This is a genomic window from Lutibacter sp. (genome assembly GCF_041555395.1).
Taxonomy (GTDB): Bacteria; Bacteroidota; Bacteroidia; order Flavobacteriales; family Flavobacteriaceae; genus Lutibacter.
On the sequence record NZ_JBFFKM010000008.1, the window covers coordinates 31,949 to 46,809 of the forward strand.

Annotated in this window: 10 protein-coding genes; 3 read left to right on the forward strand and 7 right to left on the reverse strand. The window is 35.0% G+C overall.

The window, feature by feature from the left end:
- Positions 1 to 3: 3 nt before the first annotated feature.
- The 7 genes from ABY285_RS03480 to uvrA all read right to left on the reverse strand — a co-directional run bounded on the left by ABY285_RS03480 (position 4) and on the right by uvrA (position 11,322).
- On the reverse strand, positions 4 to 780 hold the full coding sequence (locus ABY285_RS03480; protein ID WP_372767064.1) for a thiamine pyrophosphate-dependent enzyme: 777 nt from the start codon (positions 778 to 780) through the stop codon (positions 4 to 6).
- Complete coding sequence (locus tag ABY285_RS03485) at positions 734 to 1,858, reverse strand: 3-methyl-2-oxobutanoate dehydrogenase subunit VorB (protein ID WP_372767066.1); 1,125 nt, start codon at positions 1,856 to 1,858, stop codon at positions 734 to 736. Before ABY285_RS03485 ends, ABY285_RS03480 begins: the two co-directional genes overlap by 47 nt.
- Before the next feature lie 20 nt (positions 1,859 to 1,878).
- Positions 1,879 to 2,109, reverse strand: a complete 231-nt coding sequence (locus ABY285_RS03490) for a ferredoxin family protein (protein ID WP_372767068.1) — start codon at positions 2,107 to 2,109, stop codon at positions 1,879 to 1,881.
- A gap of 189 nt (positions 2,110 to 2,298) precedes the next feature.
- Positions 2,299 to 4,749, reverse strand: a complete 2,451-nt coding sequence (locus ABY285_RS03495; RefSeq protein ID WP_372767070.1) for a thiamine pyrophosphate-dependent enzyme — start codon at positions 4,747 to 4,749, stop codon at positions 2,299 to 2,301.
- A gap of 157 nt (positions 4,750 to 4,906) precedes the next feature.
- A complete protein-coding gene (locus ABY285_RS03500; RefSeq protein WP_372767072.1) occupies positions 4,907 to 7,672 on the reverse strand; it encodes an aminopeptidase in 2,766 nt (921 codons plus the stop codon).
- A 54-nt stretch (positions 7,673 to 7,726) separates the two neighbouring features.
- A complete protein-coding gene (locus ABY285_RS03505) occupies positions 7,727 to 8,434 on the reverse strand; it encodes a TIGR00730 family Rossman fold protein (protein ID WP_372767074.1) in 708 nt (235 codons plus the stop codon).
- 62 nt (positions 8,435 to 8,496) lie between these two features.
- Complete coding sequence (gene uvrA / locus ABY285_RS03510; RefSeq protein ID WP_372767076.1) at positions 8,497 to 11,322, reverse strand: excinuclease ABC subunit UvrA; 2,826 nt, start codon at positions 11,320 to 11,322, stop codon at positions 8,497 to 8,499.
- Between the two features lie 105 nt (positions 11,323 to 11,427).
- Between uvrA and ABY285_RS03515 the strand changes: the two genes are divergently transcribed.
- The 3 genes from ABY285_RS03515 (at position 11,428) to ABY285_RS03525 (ending at position 14,856) form a co-directional block, all read left to right on the forward strand.
- Positions 11,428 to 11,655: a PspC domain-containing protein gene (locus tag ABY285_RS03515; protein WP_372767078.1), complete on the forward strand. Its 228-nt coding sequence runs from the start codon at positions 11,428 to 11,430 to the stop codon at positions 11,653 to 11,655.
- Positions 11,656 to 11,661: 6 nt separating this feature from the next.
- Positions 11,662 to 12,657, forward strand: a complete 996-nt coding sequence (locus ABY285_RS03520) for a TrkA family potassium uptake protein (protein WP_372767080.1) — start codon at positions 11,662 to 11,664, stop codon at positions 12,655 to 12,657.
- 120 nt (positions 12,658 to 12,777) lie between these two features.
- A complete protein-coding gene (locus ABY285_RS03525) occupies positions 12,778 to 14,856 on the forward strand; it encodes an amino acid carrier protein (RefSeq protein WP_372767082.1) in 2,079 nt (692 codons plus the stop codon).
- The last annotated feature ends 5 nt before the right edge of the window (positions 14,857 to 14,861 follow it).

Genomic DNA, 14,861 nt, shown 5'->3' on the forward strand with positions numbered 1-14,861 from the left:
TTTTTATTTTTTTAAGATACCATCTACTTTTATATCACCTAGCGGAAAGTATGGGAACATATTTTCTTCCATCCAAATATTTGATTCATTTGGTCCCATTTTCCAACCGGAGTTGCAGTTTGACACGATTTCAATAAAGGAAATTCCTTTGTTCAGCCGAGTGTTTTCAAATGCTTTTTGAATCGCTTTTTTAGCTTTACGCGCGTGTTTGTGCGTATGAACAGCGTGACGGGTTACGTAATAAACACCGGGAAGATTGGCGATTAACTCTGTTATTTTTAGTGGTGAACCCATTGTTTCAATGTCTCTTCCATAAGGTGATGTGGAAGATTTCATTCCTGCTAAAGTTGTTGGTGCCATTTGCCCGCCTGTCATTCCATAAATACCGTTATTTACAAAAATAATGACAATATTTTCTCCTCTGTTGCATGCGTGAATGGTTTCTGCAGTTCCGATAGCGGCCAAATCACCGTCGCCCTGGTAAGTGAACACATATTTTTCAGGCCAAAGTCTTGAAATAGCTGTTGCTACTGCTGGTGCGCGTCCATGGGCAGCTTGTGTCATATCTATATTCATAAAATCATAGGCCAAAACAGAGCAGCCAACTGGTGCAACACCAATGGTTTCTTCTGAAATTCCCATTTCATCAATGACTTCCATAGTTAAATTGTGCGCAGTGCCATGACCACAACCCGGACAATAAGACAGGGCGTTGTCGGTCATTAATTTTGATTTACAGAATACTTGATTCTCTGGTTTTATGATGTTTAATACTTCCATGTTTAATAATTTTTTGTTCTAAAGCTTCTAAAATTTCTTCTGGAGTGTGAATAATTCCTCCGGTTCTGCCAAAATGTTCAACAGGTACTTTATGTTCAACAGAAAGCCTTACATCTTCTACCATCTGACCGGCATTTAATTCAACGCTTAAAATTCCTTTTACCTGATCGGCCAATTCAAATAGGGCTTGTTTAGGATAAGGAAATAAGGTTATTGGTCGTAATAGACCCACTTTTATTCCTTTTGCTCTTCCCAATTCTACCGCTTTTTGTGAAATTCTTGCACTTGACCCATATGCAACAATTAAATATTCCGCGTCATCACAGTTTATTTTTTCAAAACGCAAATCCTCTTTTTCCATTTGTTCATATTTTTTCATTAACCTATGAACTCTGGCTTCCATTTTTTCCGATTGTAAATCGAGAGACGTAATAATATTACGTTCTCTTCCTTTTCTTCCGGTTACTGCCCAATCGCCATATTTTTCGATCAGCTCCTTATCGGTCATTCTTTGTTTTTGTGGTTTAAGAATTACCTTTTCCATCATTTGGCCAATTAATCCATCGGAAAGAATTAAAACAGGGGCGCGATATTTAAAAGCAATATCAAAGGCGTCTTCTACAAAATCCGACATTTCCTGAACCGATGCCGGTGCTAAAACATAGAGTTTGTAATCTCCATGTCCGCCGCCTTTTACCGATTGAAAATAGTCGGCCTGAGAAGGTTGAATAGTTCCCAATCCTGGTCCGCCGCGAACAACATTGACAATTACTGCAGGCAATTCTGCACCTGCTAAATAGGAGATTCCTTCAAGTTTAAGAGAAATCCCAGGACTTGATGATGAAGTCATTGCTTTTTTACCGGTACTTGCAGCGCCGTAAACCATGTTTATTGCTGCTATTTCGCTTTCAGCTTGTAAAACAACCATCCCCGTTCTTTTTTCGGGACGTTCGGTCATTAAATATTCAATAATTTCTGTTTGTGGTGTTATAGGATAACCGAAATAACCATCAACTCCAGCCCTAATTGCAGCTTCAGCCAAGGCTTCGTTACCTTTCATTAATTTTAATTCTGACATTCTTTGAAATGTTTTAATGGTTATGCTGAAACTTTTACTCTGTATACGGAGATTGCTCTGTCTGGACATACAATTCCACAGTTTGTGCAGCCTGTGCAAGCTTCAGGGTTTTTCATATAAGCATAGTGATAGCCTTTTCTGTTTATGTTTGTTGACATGCCAATCACATCTTCCGGACAAACAGGAATACAAACTTCGCAGCCCTTGCAGGTTTGCGTATCAACAACTATAGCTCCTTTTACTTTTGCCATATCAATAAATTTATATATGATTATTCTACTGTAATTTTAGTATTCTCAAAGATATGGGTTATTTATTGTAAAAAGAATGATAAATATCAATACGAAAAGTTTTCCGATACTTTTAAATGATTTGCTAAAAATAAAAACACCCAAGAGGGTGTTTTTATTGATAAATTTTAAAATGTAATTTGTGTTACATTAATACAATGGTTTATATTTTGTTGGATTTGCCTCATTCATAATACTATAAATTGCTTCAAAAATATCTTCTTCATTGGGTTTTGAAAAATAATCGCCATCAGTTCCATAAGCTGCTCTGTGTGGTTTGGCAGTTAAAGTAACCGGTTTGCTGTCTAAATAGGCATAGGCATTTTGTTTTTCCAAAATTTCATTTAATAAATAGGCCGAAGCGCCTCCGGGAACATCTTCATCAATAATAATTAACCTGTTTGTTTTTTTGATACTTTTAACAACATCTTTATTGTTGTCAAAAGGCAGCAGACTTTGAACATCAATTATTTCGATATCAATATCAACCTGTTTTAAACTATTGACCACATCTTCTACTAGTTTTAATGTTGAGCCATAAGAAACTACAGTAACATCAGTACCGGTTCTAATGGTTTCGACAATGCCAATGGGTGTTTTAAATTCTCCTAAATTGTTAGGGAATTTTTCCTTAAGTCGGTATCCGTTTAAATTTTCAACAATTAAAGCAGGCTCATCACACTCCAATAAAGTATTGTAAAATCCGGCAGCTTTTGTCATATTTCTCGGAACCAAAATATTCATTCCTCTTAATAAATGCACAATAGCGCCCATAGGTGATCCAGAATGCCAGATCCCTTCCAAACGGTGACCACGGGTTCTAACAATTAACGGGGCTTTTTGTTTGCCTACGGTCCTGTAATGCAGCGTTGCCAGATCATCGCTAAGTATTTGTACAGCATATAATAAATAATCCAAATATTGAATTTCAGCAATTGGTCGCAATCCTCTAAGCGCCATTCCAATTCCTTGGCCTATTATAGTTGCTTCTCTAATTCCTGTATCGGCAACATGAAGTTTCCCATATTTTTCCTGAAGACCTACAAGACCCTGATTCACATCGCCAATATTTCCTGCATCTTCACCAAAAATGAATAAATCGTTATACTTTGAAAACAGAATGTCAAAATTGTCTTTTATAATTATTCTTCCGTCAACCAGCTCTGCGTTTGCATCATAAGTTGGTAAAACTTCTTTTACATGGCTTGCTTTTTTGTCACTTTGGCTGTATAAAAAGGAACTGTAGTTTTGTTGTTCTGTTTTTAAATAATGGGTAATCCAATTTTGAAGTTGTGTTTTTTCAGCAGATTTTTCATCTCTTACATACACAATGGATTTTCTCGCAGCAACTAAAAGATCTTTTCTTGAAGTGTCAATTATGGCGGACAAATCGTTTTTTAATTTAACGATAAAAGATTTGTTATGGCTTTTTTCGGAAAGGTTCACGAGCAATTGAATTACCTTAATTTTTTCTTCCCTAACCGGGTTTAAAAAAGCATTCCAAGCATCTCTCCTGGCTTGATTGACCTCTTTTTTTGCCTCTTTTTCTATTTTTATTAATTCTTCTTCGTCATCAATAAAACGCAGCAAGTTATTGTTGCTGTCTTTTAATTCGAATTCAATAATCCAATCACGCATTTTGGCCAAACAGTCATTTTGTTTTTCCCAAATTAAACGCTCTTTAGATTTATAACGTTCGTGCGAACCGGAAGTTGAATGGCCTTGCGGCTGTGTTAAATCTTTTACGTGAATTAGTACAGGAACATGTTCTTCACGCGCTATTTTTGCCGCTTTATTGTATACCGAAATCAACTGGGGATAATCCCAGCCTTTAACCACAAAAATTTCAAATCCATCTTCAGTTTCATTCCGTTGAAATCCTTTTAATATCTCAGAAATACTTTCTTTGGTGGTTTGATATTTTGCAGGAACCGAAATACCATAATCATCATCCCAAACACTAATAATCATAGGAACCTGTAATACGCCGGCTGCATTTATGGTTTCAAAAAACAAGCCTTCGGAAGTGCTTGCGTTTCCAATGGTTCCCCAAGAAACTTCATTTCCGTTGTTTGAAAATTTCGGCTTTTTTAATTCAGGAATGTTTCGAAATATTTTTGAAGCCTGTGCAATTCCAAGCATTCTGGGCATTTGGCCTGCTGTTGGTGAAATATCTCCGGTTGAATTGTATTGTTCTGTTAAGTTTTTAAAATGGCCATTTTCATCCAAACTATGGGTTGCGAAATGACCGCCCATTTGTCTTCCGCCCGACATTGGCTCAGCATTAATATCGGCATGTGCATACAAACCTGCAAAAAATTGTCGTGGCGTTAATTCACCAATCGCCATCATAAAAGTTTGATCACGATAATAACCCGATCTAAAATCACCTTTTTTGAAAGCTTTCGCCATAGCCAATTGCGGCACTTCTTTGCCATCTCCAAAAATACCAAATTTTGCCTTTCCGGTTAAAACTTCTCTACGGCCCAAGTAACTGCACTCTCTACTTGTCACCGCAATTTGGTAATCGTGCAGGACTTCTTTTTTAAACTGATTAAAAGATAATTGTTCTTGGTTTGTGGATGTAGATTTTACCTGCATGTTTTTGATTTTTTTTAGTAGGTGCAAAGTTACAATTTTAAAAGGTATTTAAAATTGGATTTAAAAAATGAATATAAGTTTAAAAATAATCAAAAAAAATGAAGTAGGTTAAAATTTGAAATTTTAAACCTATATTTTTATTCAGTTGAATTTAAAATCAATAGAAACCTCTTTTCGCGAAATTATAGATTTTCTTAGGGTTTATTACCAATACAAATCTAATTTTGGTGCTGTAATGGGGTTGTGACAATTCCCAACCTAAATTGGAATAAAAAGGAAAATACACTTCTAATATATCTTGTATGAAGTTTAGTCTAACCCCATTTTCGTAGGCGAAATAAACTTTTTCTTTTTTGTTTTTCACAAAACCAACATCATTATATAATTCAATCCAACGCCATAATCCAACGCTTGAGTTTATGGTTGTAAGCCATTGATTTGCATAAGCTACTGGAAGTTTTGATTTAAAACCACCTTCATTTATGATTACTTGCTGGCTTAGAATACCTGTAGTTTCCGATCTTCCCAAATATTCATACTGAAATAAATAATCCCTTGGCCTGTCAAGGGCAAAACTAAAGAAATCCGTTTCGGTTTTATTGGACAAAAATGCTCCTGCAAAAACTCTGAAATCAAATTGTCTATTGGTGTCTGTCAATATTCTGTAATGTGCCGTTGCCGAAAGTTTGCTGAATTTATCAGCAACCTGAAGCCCACCCGAAAATCTAATATCTTCTATAATATTGGGCTTTGAATATCCGTAGCTTAAATTGAATACATTGTATTTGTTGGTTTCAATATGTTGTACCTGTGTTGGTGACTTTTCCCTATCTACCAAAGTAAAAGATGTTAAAATGGCACTGCTACTCACATCTCTTAGGCTTTTTCGTTTAAATTCGAGAAGGGCAAACGGAGTTAAAGTGGTGTAAGAAAGTTCTTTTGCATACTGAAAACTGCTACCCGAAATTCCAGCCAAAAATTTATTAATTTTTTTGTTTTCAGGCAGGTATTCATAAAGCATCGAAAAACTACCGGAAAACGAATTGCTTTTTGTTCCATATGAAGGGGTCACTTTATAAAGAAAACTCTTTTTTAATAATGTTTTGTTTGAAATGCTCAATCCTAAAATCAAACCGTCATAAAAATTGTATCTGGCTTCAGGCGTATAAAAAAACTGATTGTAATAAGGGTCTTCTATATCCTTCATAAACTTTAACTGCAACGGTCTGTTAAATAATTTTTTGTCAATATTTTTCCAATTGTTTCTTAAATTATATTCGGGCACATGGAATTCATGATTTAATGAAAGCCTGTCAAAACCATTGGCAGGAATGGTAATTGTTGTTAATGAATCTATGCCATCAATCCATTTTTTAAATCTGATTTCTTTATTTTTAATGCCATACAGTTGAATAGGTGCCGTAAATCCCCGTTTATTTAAAATACTGACTTCAAGGGAATCATTTTTTTTGACTATTTTTTTAATGGTATAATCTATTTTTTTACTGGTATTCAAATAAGCTGTTTTAAACCAGTCAATATCCTTAGGTGTATCAATTAAATTTAAAAAGAAATCGCTATTTGTATTTTTTCCGGTATATTTTTTTGAAAAACTGAGAATAGCTTCTGAGATTTTGGCCTCTCCTAAATAATTTTCTAAATATTGAATTCCTAAGCCAGCCTTATATTTATTTACAATTTTTCTATTGAAATTTGACAGGGAATCGGCGCGGGTCGTTAATGGTTGATCCAGATTTTTTCTGGCGGCAAATTGGTAAACAAAAGGGTATTTCTCGTTAAAACTAATTTTGGACAGATTAAAGCTTCTAATGCCAAAAAGTTTTGAAATATCACCAATGGCTTTAACTTCGGGATAATATTTTTCAACATATTTAATCGTTAAATAGGTTTGTAAACCATCGGCAAGCCAAGCATCTTCTCTTTGATTAAACAAAAAAACGTTGTCTATATATTTTCTGCTTAGAATTTTGAACAGTTGAATGTCAAATTCAAAAGAATCACTGAAGGGTTTTAAGTAGGAAGGCAATTGGTTAAACCCATATACTGGGTTTTTTTCATATTCAATTTTATTTATAAAAAGTTTTTTGTGCGGATATGCCCCCAAATAAGATTGAATAAAAGAGAGCTCTCTATTGATGATTTCGGTTTTGAGATTAGGATCTAATTTTTTAGAATCCATATTGGTTACTACGGCAACAGGACTAGATCTATACTCCGTGAAATCATTTTCTTTTGTGATGTTTAATGCAATATCCTGTCTTTTTTTTCCAGTTAATTTATAACTGGTGAAATTGGTTAGAGAATCGACAGAAATTATTAAATCGCTATTTACCACAAAATCTTTCGGAACCCTTATGTTTATTAAATAATTTGTAAAATCAACATACAAATCATCCATATCCAGATTGTTGTAAATCTGCCATTTATCATTAAAAATAGCCGGAATTAAGTACCAGTAACGTAAATTATAACCGGTTCTATTCGCTCCATAATCTGTAAACTTATCATTGGGTATTTTTACCGAATACGTTGCAATTATTTTTATGGAATCTTTTGGAATTAAGGCTTCTTTCAGGTTAATTTTTAAGATATCCGGATTTTTATCATTAATTTCCCATATAACAAGGTCATAATTAACATAAACGCTATTAATTTTGGAGTTTCCTCTGTTTTTTTCCGAGGTAAAATGAAATGAGTTTGAGTAGTTTTCTATAAAACGATTGGCTAACGGGGTATTTTTATCTTTATAGGCATTTGCCCAATTATGGAAATAAACCGAACTTAAAATACTGTCTGACTTGTTGTGAAAAACAATCTCCTGCTGTATTTTAAGTTCATTTGTCTGCGTATTTAAAACGGCAAGTATACTGGTGCTGTTTGTTTGGGAATACGTGTTATTCAAACAAATAATACTAGATATAAGCGTTAAAAAAATATATTTTTTCAAAGGGCCTTCTTAGAAATTAGGGCTTAAACTGTATTTTTTATAAAAGGTATTAATTACATCCAAAACTTCATCTTCAGTATCAACAATAGAAATTAAATCAAGATCATCCAAGTGAATGCTTCCTTCATTCACCAGCGTGTTTTTAATCCAATCAACAAGTCCAGACCAATATTTTGTTCCAACCAATATAATGGGAAATTTACCAATTTTTTTTGTTTGAATTAATGTAATTGCCTCAAAAAGCTCATCCATGGTTCCAAAACCTCCGGGCATAACCACAAATCCCTGTGAGTATTTTACAAACATGACTTTACGAACAAAAAAGTAATCAAAATCTAAACTTTTGTCGGAATCAATATATGGATTGTTATGTTGCTCCATTGGTAATTCAATATTTAAACCAACAGAGATGCCTTTGCCACGTTGCGCACCTTTATTTCCGGCTTCCATAATTCCGGGACCACCTCCGGTAACAACTCCATAACCATGAGTGGTTAATTTATAAGCAATATTTTCGGCAAGTATGTAATATTTATGATCTGGTTTTACACGTGCTGATCCAAAAATAGTTACGCAAGGTCCAATTTTACCAAGGCGCTCAAAACCCTCAACAAACTCTGCCATAATTTTAAATATGGCCCAGGAGTCGTTGGTTTTAATTTCATTCCAGGTTTTTTGTTTGAATTTATCCCTTATTTGTCTGTCGTCATTTGTCATAATTAGGTTCTAATTTCTTTTTTAATTTCTAAAATTAAGGATTTTCTGTAAAAATATACGGGCTAATTTAATTCTTTTTTTAAGAATTTGGCTGTATAGCTTTTTTTATGTTCACTTACTGCTTCAGGAGTACCGAAACAAATTAAATTTCCTCCTTTTTTGCCGCCTTCCATTCCGATATCTATAACATGATCTGCAAGTTTTACGACATCTAAATTATGTTCTATAACGAGAATTGTATTGCCTTTATTTGTCAATTTATTCAAAACTTCCATAAGTACGCGAATATCTTCAAAATGAAGTCCGGTGGTAGGTTCGTCTAAAATATAAAAAGTGTTTCCTGTGTCTTTTTTTGCCAATTCAGACGCTAATTTTATCCGTTGTGCTTCGCCTCCGGAGAGTGTTGTAGATTGCTGTCCTAGTTTAATATAACTCAACCCAACATCATGAATTGTTTTTAGTTTTCGATGAATTTTAGGAATGAGCTCAAAAAAGGAAGTCGCTTCTTCAATGGTCATATTTAATACGTCGGAAATTGATTTCCCTTTGTATCTGATTTCCAGAGTTTCTCTGTTGAAGCGTTTTCCCTGACAAGTTTCGCATTCCACTTGAACATCGGGCAAAAAGTTCATTTCTATCACGCGAACACCGCCGCCTTGACAAGTTTCGCATCTACCATCTTTAACGTTAAATGAAAATCGGCCAGGTTTGTAACCCCTTATTGAAGCCTCGCTTGTTTTGGAAAACAAATCTCTGATTTCGCTAAAAACACCGGTGTAAGTGGCCGGATTTGAACGTGGTGTTCTTCCGATTGGCGATTGATTTATCGCAATTACTTTGTCTATATGCTCCAAACCTGCAATACTTTTGTAAGGCATTGGTTTTTTTACTCCGTTGTAAATGTGTTCGTTTAAAATAGGGTATAAAGTTTCGTTAATTAAAGTCGATTTTCCGCTGCCTGAAACCCCTGTAACACAAATAAATGTTCCTAAGGGAAATTCAACCGTGATATTTTTTAAATTATTGCCTGAAGCACCTTTTAATATGATTTTATGTCCGTTTCCTGTTCTTCTTTTTTTAGGAACCTCAATAGATTTTGTACCATTTAAATAATCGGCAGTTAAGGTATGATGTTGTTTTAATTCTTCAAAAGTTCCTTCGCTTACAATTTCTCCCCCATGAATGCCCGCGCCTGGACCAATATCCAGCACAAAATCGGCATTCTGAATCATTTCTTTATCGTGTTCCACAACAATTACAGAGTTTCCAATATCTCTTAAATTTAACAGCGAGTTAATCAATTTTTGATTATCACGTTGGTGCAGGCCAATGCTCGGCTCATCCAAAATATAAAGCACGCCAACCAATTGAGAACCAATTTGTGTTGCAAGTCTAATTCGTTGTGCTTCACCGCCAGACAGTGATTTTGAGCTTCTGTCGAGGGCTAGATAATCCAAACCAACATTCAATAAAAACTGAATTCTGGTCCTAATTTCTTTTAGTATTTCTGAAGCGATTTTTACCTGTTTTTCAGTTAATTTTTCTTCAATACTTGAAAACCAATTAGAAAGTTCGTTAATGTCGAGTTGCGCCAGTTCCGAGATGTTTTTGTCATTGACCTTAAAGAATAATGCTTCTTTTTTAAGTCGTTTCCCATCGCAGGTTTCACAATTAATCTCGTCCATAAATTCTTTTGCCCAACGTTTGATGGAAGCTGAATCACTTGTATTGTGTTGATTTTCAATAAAATGAATGATTCCTTCAAAATCAATTTCGTAATTGCGTGTAATTCCTGCGGTTTTTGAAACAATATCAAATTTTTCGCTGCCTCCATATAAAATAATTTCTAAGGCTTCACTTGGGATTTTTGATATAGGATCATTTAATTGAAAATTATAGCGGTTGGCAATTAACTGAAGCTGTTTGAAAATCCAGCTGTTTTTTTGTTCCCCAATGGGTTTGATGCCACCATTTTTAATTGAAATCGAAGGGTTTGGAATTATTTTTTTGATGTTGACTTTATCTAGTTTTCCCAATCCGTTACAAGTTTCACAAGCGCCTTTTGGAGAATTGAAAGAGAACGAATTTGGCTCAGGGTTTGGGTATGAGATTCCTGTGGTCGGACACATTAAATCGCTGCTGAAGTAACGCGGATTGTTTGTTTCGTGCTCTAGAATCATCACAACATTGTCGCCCGAATATAAGGCTGTTGTGATGCTTTCTTCCACTCTTTTTTCAGAAGATTGATTTACCGTTAACCGGTCTATTACAATTTCAATATCGTGGGTTTTGTAACGGTCGAGGCGCATTCCTTTCGTAATCTCCATAAGTTCACCGTCAACTCTGACACGCACAAATCCCTGTTTTGAAATTTGTTCAAAAAGTTCTCTGTAATGCCCTTTTCTCGATTTAACGACGGGTGCCAAAATCACTATTTTTTTTTGGTCAAATTCCTTTAAGATAAGTTCTTTTATTTGCGCATCAGCATAACTTACCATTTTCTCATTGGTGTTATACGAATAAGCATCTGCTGCCCGGGCATAAAGCAAGCGCAAAAAATCATAAATTTCCGTGATGGTTCCCACTGTGGAGCGCGGGCTTTTATTAGTTGTTTTTTGTTCAATGGAAATAACAGGAGAAAGTCCGTCAATTTTATCAACATCAGGTCGTTCCAAACCTCCTAAAAATTGCCTAGCATACGCCGAAAAAGTTTCAATATATCTGCGCTGGCCTTCAGCATAAATAGTGTCAAACGCCAATGACGATTTCCCGCTGCCGCTTAAACCGGTAATTACAACCAATTTTTCTCTGGGAATACGAACATCAACATTTTTTAAATTATGGACTCGCGCTCCCAAAACTTCAATATATTCTATCTGTTTTGTCATTGGTTTTCCGGAAAGTTGCAAAGTTAAAAAAATGTCACTACAATTTTGGCATACAGTTACATCTTTATTTTGAAAATTAGTATATTGCATCAAAATTTATAGTTTGTGGGTTGGATAGTTTCTTTGCGTCATTTTTTTGAAAAACATGGATTTGCGGTGTCCTCAAGATTTGCCGATAAATTAGGAATTGACGTATCCAATGTGCGTTTATTTTTTATTTATATTTCATTTGTTACCTTGGGTTTTTCCTTCGGAATATACTTGACACTTGCTTTTTTATTGCGACTGAAAGATATGGTTTACACCAAACGAAAATCTGTTTTTGATCTATGACAACTTATGATATTTAAAACAAAATTATACATTTCAATTACGCTGTTAATTATTGTTGTTTTAATAGGAGTTTCCGGTTTTATGATTATTTCTAATGAAACTTTTGTAGATTCATTATATATGACCGTAATAACCATGTCAACCGTAGGCTATGGCACACTTCACGAATTAAATGAGACAGAAAAGATTTTTACGATATTTTTAATAATTATAAGTATCGTGTTTTATGTATATTCAGTTACCGTTTTATCTGAATATTTGATCAGCGAAAAATTTCTTCAACAATTAAATGAAAAAAGGGTGCGAAAAAAGATTCAAAAACTAGAAAATCACGCCATTGTTTGTGGTTATGGCCGTAATGGTAAACAGGCAGTTATAAAGTTAAAGAGTTTTAAAATGCCTTGCGTAGTTATTGAAAAGGACAAAGCTTTAATTGAAGAACTGGAGCGCGACAATATACTTTATGTTGAAGGCGATGCAACAGAAGATGAGTCAATAAAGAAAGCAGCAGTGCATAATGCCAAGAGTTTAATTACAGCTTTGTCTTCTGATGCCGATAATTTGTTTGTTGTGCTTTCTGCAAGACAGTTGAATAAAAACATGATTATTATAAGCAGGGCTTCAAATGAATCATCTATAAATAAATTAAAAATTGCAGGGGCAAACAACATTATAATGCCCGATAAAATAGGAGGTATGCATATGGCATCATTGGTAGTAACTCCCGATTTAGTTGAATTTGTTGACAGGTTAACAATGCTTGATGAAGGTTCGACAAATTTAGAAGAAATTTCGGTAAATGACCTGCCGCCAGAATTTTTAAACAAAACCATAAGAGATTTGGATTTACGCAGAAGAACGGGCTGTTCAATAATAGGTTTTAAAACTGCAACTAATCAATACATTGTAAATCCGGAATCAGAAACAGAACTAACATTAAATTCCAATCTAATTGTGCTTGGCCGCCCCAATCAAATTAGAAAATTAAGAGAAATATTATAACGTTCATTATTAGGTACTTAACAAAAAATAAATAAGTTTCGCACTAAAAATTTGTGGCAAGCTAAATTTTTTAGCATCTTGGAGGCTTTTTAGCAAGATATTCTAACCAACTTATAAACTATGAATTCAAAATTTATTATACCAATCCTTCTGCTGTTTTCTGCAGTGGCTTTTTCCCAAGATTTTACTGTAAATGAAAATGTTGTAAATCCGTCCAAATTAATTAACGACGGAATTATAGACGTTAATGTTTTTGGCGGTACACCTCCATATACTTACAAGTGGAGCAATCAAAGCGCCCCTTTAGCTTCCAATAAAGCTTTCGGATTGGTAGAAGGCTTGCCTTATAGTGTTCTGATAACGGATGCTTCAGGAAAAACGGTCACTAAAGAATATACCGTTCCTATGGAAAATATTTCCGAGCGGTTTAACGGTACTTTTACCCCAGTTGTAAACGCCATTGCTATGGTGTTATTTTGGGATCCATTTTCCGCAGTTGGAATTTATGATCCAAATATCTATGTTGAAAAAAAGACTATTCCTATTCCTGGATGGAGTCCGGGGATAAAAGGATCGTTTTTGATTAAAAAATGGGTGGTTGAAGATGGCGCTAAAGTTCAGGAGGGAGACACCATCGCAATTATTTCTAGAGGTGATTCAGAAATCATAGGAATGGCTTTTGTGGACGGGACTTTAAAACACCTGGCAAAAGAAGGCGGCTCTATATACGATTCTTCCAATAAAGGAGATGTTATTGAGGAAGGAGCACACAATTATGCAGCTGTTTATTATGATGAAAAAATAGCTTTGCTCCATCCAAATGGAGACATTCAAAAAAAGAATATTCCATTTATTGTGATATGGTTGTCTATTGGCGCCTTGTTCTTTACAATTCGAATGGGATTTATAAATATAAAAGGATTTAGGCATGCCATTGATTTGGCTCGTGGAAAATATGATGATCCAAACGCTCCTGGCCAGGTTACCCATTTCCAGGCACTTGCCACTGCGGTTTCAGGAACTGTTGGTTTAGGAAATATTGCCGGGGTCGCGGTAGCGATTTCCTTAGGTGGCGCAGGTGCTACTTTCTGGATTATTCTTGCCGGATTATTAGGGATGTCTTCCAAATTTGTGGAGTGTACTTTAGGTGTGAAATATCGGGATATAGCTGCTGACGGAAGGGTTTTTGGTGGTCCTATGAATTATTTGCGCAATGGGTTGGAAAAACAAAACAAAAAAGTTTTAGGAAAAGTTTTGGCCGGTGTGTTTGCGGTGTTATGTGTTGGCGCTTCATTTGGTGGCGGTAATATGTTTCAAGCCAATCAGGCATTTGAGGCTGTTTCGGGGCAAATTCCAGAATTGGTTGGTTATGGATTTTGGTTTGGAACCGTTATTTCTTTGCTTGTTGCTGCTGTTATTGTTGGTGGTATTCAAAGTATTGCTAAGGTTACTGAAAAAATCGTTCCTATTATGGCATCAATTTATGTTGTTGCCTGTTTGGCCGTAATTATTATAAATATTGAAAATATAGGTCCTGCATTTGCTGCGATATATGACGGGGCATTTAATCCGTCTGCCTTAAAAGGTGGTATTATAGGTGTATTGATTGTAGGTTTTCAAAGAGCCGCTTTTTCTAATGAAGCTGGGGTTGGTTCTGCAGCAATTGCGCACAGTGTGGCAAAAACGAACAATCCGCCTTCTGAAGGATTTGTATCTTTATTAGAACCTTTTATTGACACAGTTGTAGTTTGTACTTTAACGGCTTTGGTGTTAATTTTCACTGGTAAACATGAAGTATCAGGAATGGGCGGAGCTCAATTAACTTCCGATGCTTTTGGTACCGTAATTTCGTGGTTCCCTTATGTATTGACTGTCGCAATCTTTTTGTTTGCTTTTTCTACGATGATTTCTTGGTCTTATTATGGAATGCGAGCTTGGACTTATTTATTCGGAAAAAGCAAAAAAGCTGAAATGATTTATAAAATGTTCTTCTTAGTATTTGTTGTTGTAGGTGCATCAGTGAGTTTGGGCGCTGTTTTAGACTTTTCTGATATGATGATTCTTGCTATGGCATTTCCAAACATTATAGGATTGTATTTAATGTCTGGTGAAGTAAAAGGAGATTTGAACGAATATTGGCGCAAACTGAAAGCGGGAGAACTTTATAAAGCACAAAGCCTCACAAAAAAAATAAGATAAAAATT

Coding starts and splice junctions, on each gene's coding strand:
- uvrA (WP_372767076.1), bottom strand. CDS start 11,322: ATGACAAAACAGATAGAATATATTGAAGTTTTGGGAGCGCGAGTCCAT.
- ABY285_RS03490 (WP_372767068.1), bottom strand. CDS start 2,109: ATGGCAAAAGTAAAAGGAGCTATAGTTGTTGATACGCAAACCTGCAAG.
- ABY285_RS03525 (WP_372767082.1), top strand. CDS start 12,778: ATGAATTCAAAATTTATTATACCAATCCTTCTGCTGTTTTCTGCAGTG.
- ABY285_RS03520 (WP_372767080.1), top strand. CDS start 11,662: ATGATATTTAAAACAAAATTATACATTTCAATTACGCTGTTAATTATT.
- ABY285_RS03485 (WP_372767066.1), bottom strand. CDS start 1,858: ATGTCAGAATTAAAATTAATGAAAGGTAACGAAGCCTTGGCTGAAGCT.
- ABY285_RS03495 (WP_372767070.1), bottom strand. CDS start 4,749: ATGCAGGTAAAATCTACATCCACAAACCAAGAACAATTATCTTTTAAT.
- ABY285_RS03480 (WP_372767064.1), bottom strand. CDS start 780: ATGGAAGTATTAAACATCATAAAACCAGAGAATCAAGTATTCTGTAAA.
- ABY285_RS03505 (WP_372767074.1), bottom strand. CDS start 8,434: ATGACAAATGACGACAGACAAATAAGGGATAAATTCAAACAAAAAACC.